22 protein-coding genes are annotated in these 16,314 nt (G+C 70.0%); 15 read left to right on the top strand and 7 right to left on the bottom strand.

The genetic code is table 11. The features are described 5' to 3' along the window. The 4 genes from QFZ88_RS29510 to QFZ88_RS29495 form a co-directional block, all read right to left on the bottom strand. Positions 1-2,127, bottom strand: a 2,127-nt coding sequence (locus QFZ88_RS29510; RefSeq protein WP_307421015.1) for a VirB4 family type IV secretion system protein, incomplete at its 3' end; no start/stop codon positions are given. Between the two features lie 7 nt (positions 2,128-2,134). Beyond that, positions 2,135-2,431 carry a type IV secretion system protein VirB3 gene (locus QFZ88_RS29505; protein ID WP_179654478.1) on the bottom strand — a complete coding sequence of 99 codons (297 nt, stop codon included), beginning with the start codon at positions 2,429-2,431 and terminating at the stop codon, positions 2,135-2,137. Continuing rightward, positions 2,428-2,730, bottom strand: coding sequence for a TrbC/VirB2 family protein (locus tag QFZ88_RS29500; protein ID WP_179654476.1), 303 nt, complete (start codon positions 2,728-2,730; stop codon positions 2,428-2,430). Before QFZ88_RS29500 ends, QFZ88_RS29505 begins: the two co-directional genes overlap by 4 nt. Positions 2,731-2,743: 13 nt before the next feature. Next, entirely contained in the window at positions 2,744-3,469 is a 726-nt protein-coding gene (locus tag QFZ88_RS29495) for a lytic transglycosylase domain-containing protein (RefSeq protein ID WP_179654474.1), read from the bottom strand. 94 nt (positions 3,470-3,563) lie between these two features. Here QFZ88_RS29495 and QFZ88_RS29490 point away from each other — a divergent pair, with 94 nt between their 5' ends. The 8 genes from QFZ88_RS29490 (at position 3,564) to QFZ88_RS29455 (ending at position 8,002) form a co-directional block, all read left to right on the top strand. Beyond that, positions 3,564-4,058 (top strand): hypothetical protein, encoded by a 495-nt coding sequence (locus QFZ88_RS29490; protein ID WP_179654472.1) that lies wholly within the window; start codon positions 3,564-3,566, stop codon positions 4,056-4,058. Between the two features lies 1 nt (position 4,059). After that, the gene (locus tag QFZ88_RS29485) at positions 4,060-4,662 is read left to right on the top strand and encodes a thermonuclease family protein (RefSeq protein ID WP_179654470.1); all 603 of its coding nucleotides are present in this window, start codon (positions 4,060-4,062) and stop codon (positions 4,660-4,662) included. A 28-nt stretch (positions 4,663-4,690) separates the two neighbouring features. Continuing rightward, positions 4,691-5,029 carry a single-stranded DNA-binding protein gene (locus QFZ88_RS29480; protein WP_179654468.1) on the top strand — a complete coding sequence of 113 codons (339 nt, stop codon included), beginning with the start codon at positions 4,691-4,693 and terminating at the stop codon, positions 5,027-5,029. Between the two features lie 4 nt (positions 5,030-5,033). After that, positions 5,034-5,603 (top strand): thermonuclease family protein, encoded by a 570-nt coding sequence (locus QFZ88_RS29475; RefSeq protein ID WP_307421012.1) that lies wholly within the window; start codon positions 5,034-5,036, stop codon positions 5,601-5,603. After that, positions 5,600-6,148, top strand: coding sequence for a hypothetical protein (locus tag QFZ88_RS29470; RefSeq protein ID WP_179654464.1), 549 nt, complete (start codon positions 5,600-5,602; stop codon positions 6,146-6,148). The genes QFZ88_RS29475 and QFZ88_RS29470 overlap by 4 nt, the downstream gene beginning before the upstream one ends. Before the next feature lie 176 nt (positions 6,149-6,324). Next, positions 6,325-6,825 (top strand): hypothetical protein, encoded by a 501-nt coding sequence (locus tag QFZ88_RS29465; protein ID WP_307421010.1) that lies wholly within the window; start codon positions 6,325-6,327, stop codon positions 6,823-6,825. 14 nt (positions 6,826-6,839) lie between these two features. After that, entirely contained in the window at positions 6,840-7,319 is a 480-nt protein-coding gene (locus QFZ88_RS29460) for a hypothetical protein (protein ID WP_179654460.1), read from the top strand. After that, positions 7,316-8,002 (top strand): acyltransferase, encoded by a 687-nt coding sequence (locus QFZ88_RS29455; protein ID WP_179654458.1) that lies wholly within the window; start codon positions 7,316-7,318, stop codon positions 8,000-8,002. Before QFZ88_RS29460 ends, QFZ88_RS29455 begins: the two co-directional genes overlap by 4 nt. Before the next feature lie 10 nt (positions 8,003-8,012). Here QFZ88_RS29455 and QFZ88_RS29450 read toward each other — a convergent pair whose 3' ends face one another. The 3 genes from QFZ88_RS29450 to QFZ88_RS29440 form a co-directional block, all read right to left on the bottom strand. Next, a complete protein-coding gene (locus QFZ88_RS29450) occupies positions 8,013-8,258 on the bottom strand; it encodes a hypothetical protein (protein WP_179654456.1) in 246 nt (81 codons plus the stop codon). A gap of 28 nt (positions 8,259-8,286) precedes the next feature. After that, positions 8,287-8,895: an acyl-homoserine-lactone synthase gene (locus QFZ88_RS29445; RefSeq protein WP_179654454.1), complete on the bottom strand. Its 609-nt coding sequence runs from the start codon at positions 8,893-8,895 to the stop codon at positions 8,287-8,289. Between the two features lie 219 nt (positions 8,896-9,114). Further along, positions 9,115-9,393 (bottom strand): transcriptional repressor TraM, encoded by a 279-nt coding sequence (locus tag QFZ88_RS29440; protein ID WP_179654452.1) that lies wholly within the window; start codon positions 9,391-9,393, stop codon positions 9,115-9,117. Between the two features lie 637 nt (positions 9,394-10,030). Between QFZ88_RS29440 and QFZ88_RS29435 the strand changes: the two genes are divergently transcribed. From QFZ88_RS29435 to QFZ88_RS29405, 7 genes are all read left to right on the top strand, one after another. Beyond that, a complete protein-coding gene (locus QFZ88_RS29435) occupies positions 10,031-11,518 on the top strand; it encodes a replicative DNA helicase (RefSeq protein ID WP_179654450.1) in 1,488 nt (495 codons plus the stop codon). A 337-nt stretch (positions 11,519-11,855) separates the two neighbouring features. Continuing rightward, complete coding sequence (locus tag QFZ88_RS29430; RefSeq protein ID WP_012564801.1) at positions 11,856-12,032, top strand: hypothetical protein; 177 nt, start codon at positions 11,856-11,858, stop codon at positions 12,030-12,032. Positions 12,033-12,225: 193 nt separating this feature from the next. Further along, the gene (locus QFZ88_RS29425) at positions 12,226-13,152 is read left to right on the top strand and encodes a DUF3991 and toprim domain-containing protein (protein ID WP_179654598.1); all 927 of its coding nucleotides are present in this window, start codon (positions 12,226-12,228) and stop codon (positions 13,150-13,152) included. Between the two features lie 240 nt (positions 13,153-13,392). Continuing rightward, the gene (locus QFZ88_RS29420; RefSeq protein WP_179654448.1) at positions 13,393-13,962 is read left to right on the top strand and encodes a c-type cytochrome; all 570 of its coding nucleotides are present in this window, start codon (positions 13,393-13,395) and stop codon (positions 13,960-13,962) included. A 216-nt stretch (positions 13,963-14,178) separates the two neighbouring features. Next, positions 14,179-14,859: a hypothetical protein gene (locus QFZ88_RS29415; protein WP_179654446.1), complete on the top strand. Its 681-nt coding sequence runs from the start codon at positions 14,179-14,181 to the stop codon at positions 14,857-14,859. A gap of 172 nt (positions 14,860-15,031) precedes the next feature. Then, positions 15,032-15,634 (top strand): DUF1419 domain-containing protein, encoded by a 603-nt coding sequence (locus QFZ88_RS29410; RefSeq protein ID WP_179654444.1) that lies wholly within the window; start codon positions 15,032-15,034, stop codon positions 15,632-15,634. Positions 15,635-15,646: 12 nt separating this feature from the next. Then, the gene (locus QFZ88_RS29405) at positions 15,647-16,204 is read left to right on the top strand and encodes a hypothetical protein (protein WP_179654442.1); all 558 of its coding nucleotides are present in this window, start codon (positions 15,647-15,649) and stop codon (positions 16,202-16,204) included. Positions 16,205-16,314 lie beyond the last annotated feature (110 nt).

The following is a 16,314-nucleotide window of genomic DNA, read 5'->3' as shown; positions in this document are numbered from 1 at the left end:
GAAGATGTTGGTGCTTGTCTGCTCGATCAGCGTGTTGGAGGCGCGCGAGCGGACGATGTCGGCCGCCGACTGCGTGCCGAACCCGATGATGCCGTTCTGCTTGCGGATCGTCTTGAGCTTATCGCGGATGAAGAAGGCGAACACCTCGTCGTCGAGCAGCCGCCAACCCTCGTCGAGGAAGATCATGACGGGGTCGCCGGTCAAAAGCTCGTCGGTGCGGTGGAAGATGTACATCAGGGCCGCCGTGCGGATGACGGGGTCGTCGAGCACGCGCGTCATGTCGAAGCCGAAGATGCTCGAGATCGCGAACTGGTCCTCGTCGTTGTTGAACAGCCAGCCGCGCTGGTCCGGCCGCATCCAGCTCTCGAGGCGGGCCAGCAGGTCGCCCTCGCCCGCCCTGATGCGGCCGCGCAGCAGGGTCGAGAACGCCTTGAGCGTCCGCCCTTCCGGCCCCGCCGCGAGCGCGGCGGCGATCGCGTTGCGGATCACCTGCTCCTCCGACGCGGAGAGGTCGCCGCCCTTGGCCGGCCTCAGCATGAACGCGAAGAGCTGGTAGAGGAATTCGCGGTTCGCGGCCGAGTCCGGCAGCGACAGCGGGTTGAAGCCCGTCGGCTCGCCGGGGACGAGCGCCTCGTACTGGCCGCCGAGCGCGCGGATGAAGATCTCGGCGCCGCGGTCCTTGTCGACGAAGACGACCTTCGGACGGGGCTCGATCCGCTGCGTCTGCGCCGCGATGAAGGAGAGGAACACCGTCTTGCCGGAGCCCGTCGGGCCGACGACGGTGAAGTTGCCGATGTCGCGGACGTGGTGGTTGTAGTAGTAGGCCGTCTGCGATGTGGTCTCGAACACCGAGATCGCCGGCCCCCAGTGGTTTCCGTCCGGCTTCCCGCTCGGGTAGTTGTGCAGCGACGCGAAGCCGGCGAAGTTCTTCGACGAGATCACCCCCTTGCGCGCGATGTAGGCGAAGTTGCCCGGCAGCTGCGCCCAGAACGCCGGCTCGCAGTTCAGGTCCTCGCGCACCCAGATCACCGAGCGGTCGGTCAGCGCGGCGCCGGCGGCGGTCACGGCTGCCCCCACCTCCGCGAGGTCGCGGCCGAGGCACATCACCGTCATGTGGTGCTCGCCGTAGATCGCCTCGGAGGCGAGCAACTCGTCGCGCGCCTCGTCGAGGTGCTCCGCCACGATCGAGCCAGCCTCGTCCGACATGTCGACCTGCCGCGACACGCGGTCGATCTGCTTGGCGGCGACCGGCCGGTCGACGATGGCGAAGGTCTGCGTCGCGATGAACTCGTGCGGGACGCGCAGCAGGTTGTCGAACGAGCCCGGCCCGCTCTGCGCCGGGTACTCGCGGATCGAGATCATCGCGGCGAAGCGCGTGTCCTCTGGCCCCGCGCCGCGGACCTCGATGGCGTTGCGGCCGAAGAAGACGCGCTTCAGCGACAGCGCGTCGGCGAGGTTCATGCGCGGCAGGTGCATCGGGCGAGGCAGCCCGCCGTCGACGATCTGGACGAGGAACTCGAGCGGCTCGGAGAACCACACGCCGTCGCGCCGCACCACGCCGAGCTGCCGCGCGCCGTAGGCGGCGAGGTTCTCGCGCACGGCTGTCGCCGCGTCCCTGAGCTCGTTGAGCGCGGTCTGCATGGCGACCGACTCGCCCGCCGCGTCCCTGCGGCCCAGCGCCTTCGTCATCAGCGCGTCGAAGGTCCCCGCCTGCCCCTGCAGCGGGCGGCGCACGATGGTGAGGTAGATGTCGTTGACGAACATGCGCCGCTTCGACAGCGCGGCGTCGTAGCGCTCGTCGATCTCGCGGCAGAGCGCGTTGTCGAAGGTCGAGGCGATGCGCGGCTGCACCTCGCGGCGCACGATGTGGGACGCGAGCGCGAAGCGGGAGTTGGCGAGCGTGCGGACGATGTCGTTGCGGCCGAGGAGCCTCGCGTTGACCTCGCTCATGTCGGAGGTCTCGAACGAGTAGCCGTCGAGCTTGAGTACCGTCAGGACCAAGCCGTCACGCGTCTTGACGATGTTGTCGTCGACGTGGCGCGTGTAGGGGATGTGGGACGCGACCGGCCGCTCGCGCCGCGACACGGCGCCGAAAGTCAGTTCGTCCAGGAGCGCGCGCGCGACCATCGGCGCCTCACGGGGAATAGCTGTCGGCGCCCCAGAAGGCGCGCGTGCGCGGCGGGCACTTCGTCGAGCGCACGAACAGGATCTCGAAGATCCTGTCGTCCCTCAGCGTCATGACGTAGCCGAACAGGTGCAGCGGGATGGCGACCAGCAGCATCAGCAGGTTGTGGGTGACGAGGAAGCAGACGCTCGACACCACGCCGTTGAACATGAAGTACATGTACGGCACCCCCATCAGCGTCGGCGCGCGCGTCAGCGCCTTGACCAGCGGCGTGATGAGCGGGTCGTCGAGCTCCTCCCCTGTCATTGGCCCACCGCCGACTGGAAGAACTGGACGATCTGCGCCGATCCGAACACCAGCACGATGCCGAAGATCACGCTGCCGGCGATGCCCCAGGTCAGCCGGCCCGACCACGCGAACAGGCCGCAGGCGATCACGGCCAGTGTCGCGAGCGCCGTCGCGATCGGTCCGGTCAGCGCCTGCACGAGCTGCGTCAGCGTCGACTGCACGGGCTGGAGCGTCCCGCCGGACTGCGCCGCGGCGTCGACGGCGCTCAGCGCCAGCAGTGCGAGCGCGGCCGGCCCGCGCGAAACCAATCGCCTCATAAAGTCCTCCCTGTCAGTCGACGTGCATGACGAAGCCATCGCTCCACTCCCCTTTTCCTGGCGGTTTGCTTGAGGCCGGGCGAGGAAGCTCGTCCTTGGGCCTGACCTCGACCACGTCGGGCTGCGCGGCCGCGAGCGTGCCGGCGGCACCGCGCTCGGGCGCGCCGGGGCCGGGCCAGCCGTAGACGTCGTTGACGACCTGGGCGACGAAGCGGACGGTCTCGGGATATGGCGGCACGCCGCGGCTTTTCGCGACCGCGTCCTCGCCGGCGTTGTAGGCGGCGAGGACGAAGAACGGGTTCTTGTACTTGTCGAGCAGGCTGCGCAGGAATCGGACGCCGCCGCGGACGTTGCCGGCCGGGTCGCACAGGTCGACCTTGAAGCGGTCGGCGGTCTGCGGAAGCAGCTGCATCAGCCCGAAGGCGCCCTTGTCGGAGAGGGCGACGGAGTCGTAGTGGCTCTCGCTCTTGGCCACCGCCTGGACGAGGTCGGGGTAGAACCCCTCCTCCCCGGCGATCCGCGCGACGAGCGCCCTCGCGTCGCCGGGCGCCATCGCGCTCGCGGCCGGGCACGGTCCTGCCGCCGCCGGAGCGGCCACAAGTCCGGGTGCGTCGAGAGGCACGACGCGGCCCGAGGCGTCGACGGCTGCGAGGCGCGGCTGTCTCGGCAAGTCCTGCGCCCGCGCGCCGGCGCAGACGGCGAGAACGCCCAACCCGATTGCAGCCACCCCCACGCGCATGCCAGCCTCCACTTTTCAATAGACAATATATTAGATGTTGTTACCTTGGCAACAGCTTGTTGCCCGACGTCCCCAGTTCGATCGGGAGGGATGGATGAACCGCTTCGCAGCCTTGTCGGCCTTGCTTTGCCTCGGCCTCGCGCCCGCCGCCGCCCCGCCGGCCGCGGCGCAGGACGCGTCGTTCGGCTGCAAGGTCCTGCTGTGCGCGGCGGCGAGCAGCCCGGGCTGGTCCGGCATCCCCTACTGCGTTCCCGTGATGCAGGAGCTGTTTCACCGGCTCGCGCACGGCGGCGGCTGGCCGTCGTGTTCGGAGGGCCACGCGAGCGGGCCGGGCTACGAGCCCTACCAGGCCTGCCCGGCCGGGCTGACGGCCGCCACGGGCACTGCGGGCGGCGCGGTGACGCCCTCGCCGGACGGCGAGCTCTGCGCCGACCTGTCCAAGCCGCAGAACGCCTGCGGGGGCGGCGACGGCGGCTGCACCACGACCTATCCGGCGACGCCGCGGGAGCGCCGCACCGACCCCTACTTCGTGGACATCAGCACCGCGAACGGGGTCCAGCGGTTCTACTTCTCGCTGCAGGGCTATTAGGGTGGCGCGCGCGACGGCCTCGGCGGCAGTCTTCGCGGCGCTCCTCTTCGCCGCGTCGGCGGCCGCGCAGGGGGCGTCGCCCTGGTTTCCGATTCCGGACGACGCCGTCTACCTGACCGGCGACAGCTGGTCGTCGTCAGGCGTCACCTACCGCCTCTACGGCGTGCAGGCCTGCCTCAGGGGGACCGACTTCACCAATGCCCACGGCCTCAAGCGCGACTGCGGCGAGGCCTCCCTCGCCATGCTCGCGGCGCTCGCCCGCGACCTGCGCCCGCAGTGCTACGACGCGGCCGAGTCGCGCCGGCTCCGGACCGTCTTCGTCTTCTGCCTCGCGAACCCGACCAAGGGCGCGGCCGCCGGATCGCGCATCGACCTCGGCACGGCGCTGATCTCGACGGGCTTCGCCTTCGCCGCACTGAAGCCCGACGGACAGCCCGTCCACACGCCCTACTTCGTCGCGCAGCTCGTCGCCCAGCGCGCCAAGGCCGGCTTCTGGGCCTTCGCCGACGTGCCCGACCCCAACGCGATCATCCTGCGCGCGCTGCGTCAGGACCAGGCGGGCGCCGAGCCAGCGGCCCCGCCGGATGCGGCGAAAAAGCCTTGAGCCACCACTGCAAACCAGAGGAGCGAGCATGCGAACCACAAACCTTTTCATCGTCCGCGGTTTCGTCGGCCAGGCGCCGAAGGCCTTCAACAAGTCGGCGAAGGTCAACATCGCCACCGACCGGGCGTGGACCGACGGCAAGGGCGAGCGCCACGAGGAGACGGACTGGGTCACCGTCAGCATCCTCAACGAGAAGGCCGCCGCCTGGGTCATCGCCAATGTCGCGAAGGGGAACCCCGTCTACGCGGAGTGCCGCATCGCCGACGGGTCGTACAAGAAGGACGGCGAGACGGTCTACACGACCGACATCATCGCCAGTGTCTTCAACAAGCTCGACCTCGGCGCCCGCGACGATGCCGCGGCGTGACCGCGTGCTGCTGCTGACAGCCATCCTACTCGCCGCGGCGGGAGGCGGCGTGGCCGCCTCGCAGCCGGCGGAGCGGGACGCCGGCATCTACGCGCCGAAGATCCCGCCGCAGTCTCCGCCGCTGCGCGTCGAGGTCGTCGACGGCCAGCGCTTCCGCGACATCGAGACGGGCCAGGCCTACCGGCTCTACGGCATCGACACCTGCGCGCCGGGCCAGTCGGCGCGCCTCGGCCGCCAGCCGTGGCCGTGCGGGACGATGGCGACGGCCTGGCTCGTCACCGCGACGCTCAACGCGTGGCTCGCCTGCGCGACGCTGCGCGAGGAGGCGGGCGAGCGCCTCGTCCGCTGCGCGACGGCGGGCCACCCCGACCTCGCGGCGGACATGCTGCGCGCGGGCGTCGCCGTCGCCAAGCCCGGCACCGACGCGGACCCGGCCATCCGCGCCTACGCGCTGGCGGAGCAGGAGGCGCGCAAGGCCTACCGCGGCCTCTGGTCCAGCACCTTCCAGATGCCGTGGGACTGGCGCGCCAGCTATCCGGCATCGTCCCCCGCGCGCAGCGAGGCGACGCGATGACCCGCTCAGCCTTCGCCCTTGCCGTTCCCTTGGCGCTGTCGCTCTGCGCCTGCGCCGGGCCGCGCCCGCCGGCGGCCGAACCAGGCCCGCCCTTGCCGGAGCCGATGTACGCGCCGGCGCAGGTCAAGCCCGGCCGCCTCGAGTACGCCCCCGACCGCTCGACCTTCGCGCCGATCCTGACCGAGCGTTTCCCCTATCCGACCCAGCCCGAGGCGAACGCGGCGTACCGCCGCCTGCTCGCCTCGGCTCCGCCCGACCGCACGTACCCCGTGTCGGTCTGGCTGTTCGGCTGCAAGCCCGGCGCGCTCGACGCGCAGACGGCGCGCGTGACCCGCTACGGCGGCCCCGTCGTGCACTGCGCCACCGACTTCCTCGACGCGGGCGGCCGCCGGGTGCGGCGCGAGACGGCGAACTTCTACTACTACGCGGACGTGTGGAACATGCAGCCGGCGTACCCGCCGCGCACCGCGGTGCCGTGGCGCAACCGCGAGCGCTCGCCGAAGGACTTCTGGTGGTGGGTCCCGGGCCGCGACCGCTACGAGTAGCGGCCTGTGCCATGCGGACGCGATTGGGGTTGAGACAGTATATTAGATGTTGTAAGATACGACAGGCGTTTGCGCGGAAGGCTGCGCTCGCCTCGTTCTTGCTGGCTGGGCTCGCTATGTCGGACGTTCGATCTCTCGCGCAATCGGTGACGCCCGACCCGGGCGCCTGGCGGCCGATGTCCTACGCCGACCTGCAGCGCCCCTCCCCTGCGACCGCCACCTACGCCGACATCTGGAAAGAGGCAATCGAGCGCAACAACGAAGGCTACCGCGCGCGGGGCGACCGCCGCTTCGCCGGCGGCAACGCGCCCGTCACCGAGGCGCACTTCGTAATCTGGAGCAGCCGGCGCTCCGTCGTCCTCAGCGTCCTCGACACCGCGATCGGCTGCACGGTGAAGTCGGTTGCGCCCGACGCGCGCGCGACGGTGAAGCTCTGCCCGCTGCGCATCGCGGTGTACGAGGGACTGCAGGTCCGCACCATGGACGGAGGCCGCGCCTGCTTCCTCGAGCTCGCCCCCGGCGCGCCGCCCGACCCAGACGCGTCCGCCGCGTACGCGTCGTACGACGTGCAGACCCGGACGCTGAGGACCGGGATGATCGTGAACCACAAGGCGGTGGACGGCTGCTCGCTCGCCATACCGCTTGCGCCGCTCGCGCCCGCCGCGGGTCCGCAGTGAGAAGGAGACCGCCCATGCGAAGCCACGCCATCCCGCTGCTGGCGGCTGCATTCCTTACCGCCGGCGCCGTCGCCCCGGCTTGCGCCGCCGACGCCGCCTTCGCCTACAAGACCACCTACCGGAACGTGGAGCACGACCCCGACAAGGTCTGGGCGGACGACGCGCTCGCGGGCGGTCCCGGCGGCGCGACGATCCACGAGTACGAGCTGCGCAGCGCCAAGGGCGACCTCCTCGTCTCGCAGGTCTGGAACGACGACTGCTCGTCGAGCACCTGCCCGACGCGCCTCGTGCGCATCGGGCCGGGTGGCCGCCGCACGGTGCTCGTCGACGACATGATGCACCAGGTCATCCCGCCGGACGACCCGCGCTTCGCCGGCCTGTCGAAGACGGGGCCGGCTGCGGCGTTCGCCGAGCACCCCTTCCTCCTCAGCGCCGACGGCAAGACCCTGGTCAACGGCGACTTCAAGTTCGAGGTGGGGGCGGGCAAGCCATGAGCCGTGCCGTCAAATCGGTTTTGTTCAACGCAGGCGTCGCGCTCTGCCTGTCGGCGACGCTCGCGGTCGCGGGCGAGTCGGCCGCGAGCCTGACGTCGGCGGGCATCCCCGCAAACTGCGCCGACTTCGCCGCCAAGGTGTCGAGCAGCGAGGGGAATTTCGGGTCGGTCAACCAAGCCGGCTGCCTCGGCGCCTTCCAGTTCTGCCCGGGCACGTTCGAGCGCTACTACAACGGCAGCGCGCAGAGCTTCCTCTCCAACCCGCAGGCGCAGACGGTCGCCTGGACGCAGTACGAGCAGAACTCCTGGTCGCAGGCGCAGAAGAACGGCCTCACCTCGCTCGTCGGCCAGCAAGTCTGCTCGGGCGGCCGCTGCGCGACGATCGACCAGTCCGCGATCCTGATGGCGTGCCAGTTCGGCTGCGGCAAGAACGGCAAGCTCGCGAACTACGCCGCGAGCGGCGACTGCAACGCGCGCAACGTGAAGGACGGCAACGGCGTCAGCGTCTGCAGCTACCTCATCCGCGGCGCCGGCTACGACGCGTCGTGCTTCACCGGCAACCAGCCGGCGGTGTGCCAGGAGAGCCCGAGCGGGCCGGGCGACTTCCCGACCTCGACCGGCATCGCCGTCAACCCGCCGACGGCTTCGAGCGCGTCGATCGTCGTCAACCCGACCGACGTCTAGACGACCGCGCTCAGTTCACCTCCGAGGGGTCGGGCACGATGAAGGACGCGAAGAAACGCAGTTGCTCTTCGGTGGAGGCGCACAGCTCTCCGCCGCAGTAGTGCGCGTGGACCAGCGCCCAGAACACGACCTCGTCCGAGCGGCCGGCGAACAGCGCCTTCTGCATGGTCCTGCCGATCAGCGTGACGGCCCTGAGGTGGTCGTAGCGGGCGTGGAGCTCGTGGGCGACGATCTTGGTGTCGGCAGTCCGGATCACAGGCATCTCCTCGGTTCGAGTCGGTTGTTCACGCGGCCTCGGCGAGGACGGGCTCGCCCGTGCCGCGCGCCGCCTGGATCGCGTCGAGGGTCTCGCGGTTGAAGGACATACGCAGCGCGACTACCTCGTCGCGGCCGATCCGCTTCGGGAATCCGAGCGGCCGCACGAAGAAGCGCAACTGCATGGCGATCACCATCAGCCGCCAGTCGATCGCGACCGTGACGGTGTCGACCTTGCTCGCCATCCCCCACTCCACGACGCCCTGCGCGAGCTCGAGGAAGGGGCTCTCACCGCACGGGCGCACCTCGCGGTGTCCCCGCGCGACGCAGAAGCGCGTCCACTCGAAGACGCGCGGGCCGCGCGGCGGGCGCCGCCGGCACAGATCCCCGAGCACATCGGTCAGCAGGTGCGGGCGCGTCGTCGGCAGCAGGCGCTGGTAGCCGACGATCTCGTCGCCGCGCATGCAGAGCTGGTGGACCGCGTGCGCGTCGTCGAACCTGTCGCGCTCGAGCCCGTCAGGCTGGCGCAGGTCCTCCCAGCCCTTCTCCTCGACGAACACCGCGTGGCGGAAGCGGAAGGCCCGGTCCATCAGCGCCGCGTGGCGGCTGACGTCCGAGCCGGTGATGACCAAGAGCATGGGCGTCTCCTCGGCTTGCTGGACGAGCCGAGTTGGCCATGCGTTGCGCAGCGCCGGTATGGTCAGAAAAGACCATTGCCGTGCGGAGCCTTGGATTCGACCGGGATTGCGAGAGTGCGCGCAGGCTCGGCGGGGGCGCAACGGCAGCCAGCTCGCGGAGGCGATCTTAGCGGAGCGCCGTGACAGCCCGATGACGGAGGGGCGGACTCGAGGCGGCCGCTAGTTTCCGCGCGCCGGGCACTCTGTGGGCGGCAGGGCGACCCCGTGCCCCCTGGGCACGTAGCCGAGCTCGTCGCACAAGTCGCGGAACACGACGCGGCGGCGCTCCTTCTCGGCCTCGGCGAACGCGCAGCGCGCCGCGTGCTCGCTGTCGGTCGCGTCTCCCGCCCGGCAAGCGGGGCAGTTCGCGGCGTGGAACGCGCGCTCCCACTCTGCCAGCGCCTCGACGTAGGCGCGGTGGGCGTCAACTGCCTGCGACTCGAGCGAGCTGCTGGCCACTCGAACTCTCCCCGAAGAGAACAGTGTCTGCGGTACGCCCCCGCAAACGAACCCTCTCTGACTGGTGATCGGGGAGTTCGAAACCGTACGAGACGGCCCTATGGCCTTTAGTTCGGGTGAACCTGTTGCATACGCCACAGGCTCCCCGACCATAGGTCAAGGAGTGCGGCGCCGTAACGGCCGGCACCAAACCGCTCGTAGGGGTTTCGACGCCCCAGGGCAGCGCGTACTGCCCCAAACGACTCATAACCCCTTGCCGCGCCGTGTTCCAGATGGATTCGCCTGCAGATCTCCCGGCGCGACGCGCAAGCAAGCGTTTGGGCGGGCGGGAGAATCCGGCGAGGCGCCAAGCAATCTGCCGGAGAAGCTGCGAGACGGGTCAGCGAGTCTCACGTGCTGCGCAGCGCGGAAGGCCTGGGCGTCGCCCCTGCGGGGCCGGGCTGGCGGCTGCGCTGGAGCCCCGCCTCGCGGGTCTCCCCCCAGAGGGCTGCCATCCCTGACGCAAGCGAGCCGGCAGGCGATTGGATTCAGGCCCGTCGAAGGTAAACTCTGCTCTCGGCGGACGATTCGCCTTCAGCCGACGCAGGTTCGCCAGACGATCGCAGACACCGACAACGGGGCTAACGGGCAAGGAAACGTGGCAGAAGCCGCACTCAAACTCAGGGCGCCGGACGCGCCCGCTTCCCGCGAGCTCCCGCAGAACATCGAGGCGGAGCAAGCGCTGCTCGGCGCCATCTTCATCAACAACGACGCGTTCCACCGCGTCGCCGACTTCCTCAAGCCGAACCACTTCTTCGAGCCGCTGCACGGCCGAATATTCGAGATCGCCACCGACCTCATCGGCTCGAACAGGATCGCGAGCCCGATCACGGTGAAGACGTTCCTGCCCGCGACGCTCGACGTCGCCGGCCTGACCGCCGCGCAGTACCTCGCGCGGCTGGCTGCGGAGGCGACGACCGTCATCAACGCGCCCGACTACGCCCGGACCGTCTACGACCTCGCGGTGCGCCGCGAGCTTATCAAAGTGGCCGAGGACATGCTCGCCACCGCCTTCGAGGCGGATGTCGACAGCGCGCCGGCAGACCAGATCCAGAATGCCGAGCAACTCCTGTACGAGATCGCGGAGACGGGCCGGTACGGCGGCGGGTTCGAGACCTTCGACGCCGCGATGGACACGGCGATCGACCGGGCCGCGCAGGCCTACCAGCGCGACGGCCGCCTGTCGGGGCTCGCCACGGGCCTCAAGGACCTCGACGCGAGAATGGGCGGCCTGCAGCCCACCGACCTCGTCGTCATCGCGGGCCGGCCGGGCATGGGAAAGACCTCCCTCGCCACCAACATCGCTTTCAACGTGGCGAGCGCCCGGCAGCAGGCGACGCAGGCCGGCGCGACGGCAGACCCGGCAGGCGGCATCGTCGCGTTCTTCTCGCTCGAGATGTCGTCGGAGCAGCTCGCCACGCGCGTGCTGTCGGAGCAGGCCGAGGTCTCCTCCTCCAGCATCAGGCGCGGCGAGATCGCGGAGGCGCAATTCGACAGGCTCCTCCACGCTCGCGAGAGGATGCGCCGGCTGCCGCTGTTCATCGACCAGACCGGTGCGCTCTCCATCGCCCAGCTCGCGGCGCGCGCCCGCCGCCTGAAGCGGCAGCGCGGGCTCAACCTCGTCATCGTCGACTACATCCAGCTCATGCAGGGAAAGCCGCAGCGCAGCGCGCAGAACCGCGTGCAGGAGGTCACGGAGATCACCACCGGCCTGAAGGCGCTCGCCAAGGAGCTCAACGTCCCGGTCGTGGCGCTCTCCCAGCTCTCGCGAGGCGTGGAGAACCGCGACGAGAAGCGGCCGCAACTCTCCGACCTCCGCGAGTCGGGCTCGATCGAGCAAGACGCCGACGTCGTCATGTTCGTCTACCGCGAGGAGTACTACCTCAAGAACAGGGAGCCGAAGCCGGGCACCGAGGAGCACCTCGCCTGGGAAGCCGACATGCGCGACGCCCGCGGCAAGGCCGAAGTGATCATCGCCAAGCAGCGGCACGGCCCGACGGGGACCGTGGCGGTGACGTTCCAGGGCGAGTTCACCCGCTTCTTCGACCTGGCGAGCCAGAGCCACCTGCCGGAGCGGGCGGAGTAGCGGAGGCGCGGGCTTCCCCGCGCCGCGGGCGTCTCGCCCGGCAGCCGACGTCGACGCGGTGAGGAAGGCACACGCCGCAACGCGAACGAGACGGCGGCAGACCCGGCGGGGCCGAGGCGGCGACAACCGCGCCCCCATGCGTCCGGGGAAGGACCACCCCGCTCTCGAATAGGCTTTCCTTGGTCCGGCCACGCCCTTCCACGATCAACCCGCGAGGGGTTCGCTACGCAAGCGTGCGACCTCTGCGGCTGCGCCTGCGAGGTGACCGCGGCCGCGCCCGGACACGTCGGCGCCTGTCGAGCGGGGATGGTCCCCGCCCCAAGACGGGAGCCCAACGATGTCGCAGAACCTCAACCTCGCCCAGGAGAACGCCTTCAACCTCGCCCGCACCCTGATGGTCCCCGTGGTGCTCTTCCAGGTCGACGACGCCTTCGGCGTGATGGTCTCGAGCGAGTACGACGGCGACGAGGACACCATCGTGCACGAGTACGACCCGTGGTCCCCGGCTCACTGAGCCGGCCGGTGCCGCTGGCGCTGCGCCCGATGCAAGGGAGGCTGCGCCGCGGTCGACTCCGAACCAGCGCAAAGGGTTGCCATCGCGCCCTTGCATCCGGCACGCTTCGCGGCAGGCGGGTGGCGTGCCGTCGGTGTGGAGACGGGCGTCAACCGAAGAAAGGACCGGGCTGGGAGCCCGCGCAGTGAAAACCATGGAGAAGACTGAAATCGAGGAGTTGAGAGGCAGGGTCGGCTGCGCCGCCCTGCTGGAGCACGACGGCTGGAAAGTCGACGTGAAGGAGAGCACGCGGCGCGCCGTGAAGTACCGCCGCGACGCGAGGATCGTCATCGTGATCCACGACGGCCGCGGCTGGTTCGACCCGCTGTCGGCGGCGAAGGGCGACGTGTTCGACCTGGCCGTACACTTGGGCGCCCACGGCTTCGTGGAAGCCTCGGCCCGCGTCGCCGCGCTCGCGGGGTTCGTCCCCACGGCGCCGGCGTGGGAGCGGCCGAGCCGCCCGGCGCCCGTCCACACCGTCACCGCGCGCTGGTCCCGCCGCGCAAAGCCCCGTGCGGGCACCGCGACCTGGCGATACCTGACGGGGGAGCGCGGAATCCCGGAGTCGGTCGTCGCCGCCGCGGTCCAGCAGGACGCGCTACGGGAAGGGCCGCACGGCAGCATGTGGGCGGCACACCGCGACGGCGGCGGCTTGCTCCTGGGATGGGAGGAGCGCGGCCCGCAGTGGCGCGGCTTCTCCACCGGCGGCGCCAAGGAACTGTTCCGGCTCGGCCCATCGGCGGCAGCGCGGGTCTGCGTCACCGAGGCTGCGATCGACGCGATGAGCCTCGCCGCAATCCAGGTTCTGCGCCCCGACACCCTCTACGTCAGCACAGGCGGCGGCTGGTCGCCCGCAAGCGAGCACGCCATCCGCCGGCTCGCCGAGCGGCCGGGCACCCGGCTTGTCGCCGCGACGGACAACAACCGCCAAGGCGACGTCTACGCCGACCGCATCCGCCTAATCGCGTCCGAGGCTGGCGCGGCCTTCGCGCGCTCGCGGCCGCGCGCCGGCGACTGGAACGAAGACCTGAAGGCGCTTCTCGCGCGCATCGACAGCGAGCCCCTGGCCAAGGCGGGATAGCGGCATCGGCGGAGCACGCGGCGAGAAGTCCAAAAGACGGTGCCGCGCGTCCACGCGGCGATGCTCCCGCTAGGCCCGCGCGCTCTCATTGTGCAGTAGGGATTCCTAGATTGTTTTCGGGACCCCTCCGCGCCCGGCGACCGTCACTTGCAAGGAGAATCCAGACCGAGCCGGCGAGCAGAGAGGACGTCGCGACGACTGCAGCGCGAACCTTGCTCTGTGCGATGGAGGAAGCGGCCCATGGATTCGTTCGAGATCAACAAAATACTCGGTGCCCTGCTCGGGGCCGCCTTCGTCGTCTTCACGATCTCGCTTCTGTCCGACGCGATCTTCGCCAATCCCCCGCCGCGGACACCCGGCTACATCCTGAAGGCGGCGGCGCCGACAGGTGAGAGCGCTGCGGCCGCTGCGCCGAAGCGCGTCGCAATCAGCGCGCTCCTCCTGTCGGCCGACGCCGCGAAGGGCGAAGCGATCTTCAAGCGCTGCCAGGCCTGCCACGACGGCACCAGGGGCGGCCCGAACAAGGTCGGCCCGAATCTCTGGGGCGTGATCGGGCGCGCGGTCGCCTCGCATCCCGGGTTCAACTACTCGCCGGCGATGAAAGCCTTCTCGATGGGCGGGAAGGCTCACTGGGACTACCAGATGGTCAGCGACTTCATCACTGCGCCGCGGGACTACGTGAAGGGCACACTCATGACATTCGCGGGCCTGCCCGACGGGAACGACCGAGCGAACGTCATCGCATTCCTCCGGACGCTCTCCGACGATCCGCTTCCGCTCCCGAGGCAAGCCTCGGCTGCCGGCAAGTAGCGCCCGTCGCGAGAAGCAGCGCGGCGACCGCCGTCCAAACAGCGTGAAGGAACGAGCGAGACGAAGAAGGAGATGCCGGCAGAGGGTGTCCGCTGCCGCATGCCCGCCGGCCGCGTCAAGGGTGGAGCTTCGCCCGCGTCCCGCGGCCCTTGACCCGGCCGGGCGGAGAGGCGGCCGCCGAGGGTGTCTTGAACACCCGAAGGAAAGGGACCGCCAATGCCTGTCTACACAATCGAGACCACCTACCGCCTGCCCGTCTTCCGCCAGCGCAGCTACGACGCGCCGACCCTCGCCGAGGCGTGCCGCCTCGCCATCGAGGACGACGATTGGGAGAAGGAGGCGCGCGACTACGAGTCCGCCGGAGAGACCTACGTCACAGGCGCCTGGGAAGGCGCGGACACGGCCTACAGCGGTCCAGCGCTGCAAGTGCCGTCGCACTACGACGAGACCCTGCAGCGCAAGGCTGACCACTTCGAGGTGCTGCTCGGCCTGGTCAAGGTGCTGGCCGGCACGCACGACGCGGCGGCCCGCGCCTACTGGGCAGACCGCGCGGCGCTCGCGGCCGCCAAGGCCGAAGCGATCCTCGCCGGCGCGCGGGACCCCGATGTCGACGCGACCCAGCCGCGCGCGCACATCCTCCTGTCCTTCGACGAGCAGGAGGCGCGCGCGGCCGTCGAGGAAGTCATCGCGAACGACGACGCCGTCACGATGTCGCCGGCTTCCGTCGCCGACTCGGACGTCCACGCCGCCTGCGTCGCTGTAGCGGCCGCGTCGGACCTTTCGGAGGAGCGCGGCTCTGCGCTGTTCAGGGCTGCGCTCGCCGCCATCCGGAGCGCTGAGCAGCGGCTTGCGAGAGTGAAGGAGGGAGAAAGACGGGGAAGGGAAAAGGAGGAGTGACCTGCCGCATGCCCGGCCGGCGCGTCAAGGGAGGCTTCGCCCGCGTGCCGCGGCCCTTGACCCGCCGGACCGGAGAGGCGGCCGTGAGGGAGGGTCAGAAGGGCTGAAGAGGATGGCGAGCCGAAGGAGGCGAGCCGCGCTCCAGCCCGACGAGGCTGAAAGGAGCCCGCTCATGACCCTCACGTCCATTCGCAAGGTCTACCAAGGCATAGCCGACCGCCGGCAGATGTTCAGCATGTTCGACCGCCACGCGCAGCGGCCGACCCGCTGGCAGAACGATGACAGCGCCCTTCACTGCGGCGAGTGGTTCGAAGTCGGCCAGGCCGAGTACGACTACATGCTCGAGATCCTGCCGCCGCGGTGGATGCGCGCCGACATGTTCGCGATGCGCGAATTCCTCACCGGCAGCGTCACCGGCGTCTTCTTCTCCCTGACGATCGATGGCCGCCAGCGGTTTTTCCACGGCTACTGCGATCTCGCGGACCGGGCCTCCCCCGACCGGATGCGCGCCGTCATCGTCGACCGCGAGTCGCGGCCGGTGAAGGCGATGACGCGGGAGGAACGGCTCGAGCACATCTGGTCGAGCACGCACGGCGACTACCGCGGATACGCAGGCGAGAATTGGCCCGCGCATCTGCGCGGGCTGCGCACGGTGCTGGTCTACGGTGGAAAGCAGGGCACGGTCGCGAAGCTGCTTGACCGCCTGACCGACGCGGAAGTCTCGGCGAAGCTGCCCGTGCACTTGCGCTACCTCCCTGACGCGATCGCAGCGTGAGGAGGATGCGCCATGGCCGACTACCACTCACCCACCGTCGTACAGCCGAGCATACCAGCTGTCGACATCACGCCGCTGGAGCGGCTGATCCTTGGTCTCGCCTTCGACACGGAAGACGACGCGGGCGGCGTCTACTTCCATTCGTGGTGCGGGCCGAGCGACGTCGTGACACTCTCGGTCGACGATCTGCGCACGGCGCTCGAGGCGTCTCGCACGGAGACCGAAAGCTGCATCGCCAAGCACGTCGGCATGCTCCTCGCGCGCCACGACGAGGATGCAGGCGACGATCCGCCTGACGACATCGACGTCGACCTCACGGATGGCGATGCCGGTTGGGACCGGATGCTCCAAGACATCGTGCGCCGGTCCACTACGACCGCCGAGATCGTCGTCACGACCGCCTTCACCTGCACGAAGATGCGGCCGGACGGATTCGGCGGCAGTGTCATGCTGATCACGGCCGAGGCTGTCCGCTACCGCTCCACGACCGACATCCTCGAGGAGTTCTGGAACGAGGCCGCAAAGGCTTCCCCGGAGTCGCAGCCTCCGTCGCCTGGAGCGACACCCTAGGCGGCACTGAGCCACACCCACGACAAGCCCGGCCGCGCGCCGGTCTTCGCGTTTCCGGGCCGGACGATCGTCCGGCTTCTCCATCCACCCTCACTGCGACTGCCAGAGCC

The organism is Mesorhizobium sp. YL-MeA3-2017, from assembly GCF_030814575.1.
GTDB lineage: Bacteria > Pseudomonadota > Alphaproteobacteria > Rhizobiales > Rhizobiaceae > Mesorhizobium > Mesorhizobium terrae.
The sequence above is the reverse complement of the archived record's forward strand: the minus strand, read 5'-3'. Positions and strand labels throughout refer to the sequence as shown.

Bases quoted from the DNA above. Each gene is read 5' to 3' on its own strand.
- QFZ88_RS29505 (WP_179654478.1), bottom strand. From the start codon at position 2,431: ATGACAGGGGAGGAGCTCGACGACCCGCTCATCACGCCGCTGGTCAAG.
- QFZ88_RS29500 (WP_179654476.1), bottom strand. From the start codon at position 2,730: ATGAGGCGATTGGTTTCGCGCGGGCCGGCCGCGCTCGCACTGCTGGCG.
- QFZ88_RS29495 (WP_179654474.1), bottom strand. From the start codon at position 3,469: ATGCGCGTGGGGGTGGCTGCAATCGGGTTGGGCGTTCTCGCCGTCTGC.
- QFZ88_RS29490 (WP_179654472.1), top strand. From the start codon at position 3,564: ATGAACCGCTTCGCAGCCTTGTCGGCCTTGCTTTGCCTCGGCCTCGCG.
- QFZ88_RS29480 (WP_179654468.1), top strand. From the start codon at position 4,691: ATGCGAACCACAAACCTTTTCATCGTCCGCGGTTTCGTCGGCCAGGCG.
- QFZ88_RS29470 (WP_179654464.1), top strand. From the start codon at position 5,600: ATGACCCGCTCAGCCTTCGCCCTTGCCGTTCCCTTGGCGCTGTCGCTC.
- QFZ88_RS29465 (WP_307421010.1), top strand. From the start codon at position 6,325: ATGTCCTACGCCGACCTGCAGCGCCCCTCCCCTGCGACCGCCACCTAC.
- QFZ88_RS29460 (WP_179654460.1), top strand. From the start codon at position 6,840: ATGCGAAGCCACGCCATCCCGCTGCTGGCGGCTGCATTCCTTACCGCC.
- QFZ88_RS29455 (WP_179654458.1), top strand. From the start codon at position 7,316: ATGAGCCGTGCCGTCAAATCGGTTTTGTTCAACGCAGGCGTCGCGCTC.
- QFZ88_RS29445 (WP_179654454.1), bottom strand. From the start codon at position 8,895: ATGCTCTTGGTCATCACCGGCTCGGACGTCAGCCGCCACGCGGCGCTG.
- QFZ88_RS29430 (WP_012564801.1), top strand. From the start codon at position 11,856: ATGTCGCAGAACCTCAACCTCGCCCAGGAGAACGCCTTCAACCTCGCC.
- QFZ88_RS29425 (WP_179654598.1), top strand. From the start codon at position 12,226: ATGGAGAAGACTGAAATCGAGGAGTTGAGAGGCAGGGTCGGCTGCGCC.
- QFZ88_RS29420 (WP_179654448.1), top strand. From the start codon at position 13,393: ATGGATTCGTTCGAGATCAACAAAATACTCGGTGCCCTGCTCGGGGCC.
- QFZ88_RS29415 (WP_179654446.1), top strand. From the start codon at position 14,179: ATGCCTGTCTACACAATCGAGACCACCTACCGCCTGCCCGTCTTCCGC.
- QFZ88_RS29410 (WP_179654444.1), top strand. From the start codon at position 15,032: ATGACCCTCACGTCCATTCGCAAGGTCTACCAAGGCATAGCCGACCGC.
- QFZ88_RS29405 (WP_179654442.1), top strand. From the start codon at position 15,647: ATGGCCGACTACCACTCACCCACCGTCGTACAGCCGAGCATACCAGCT.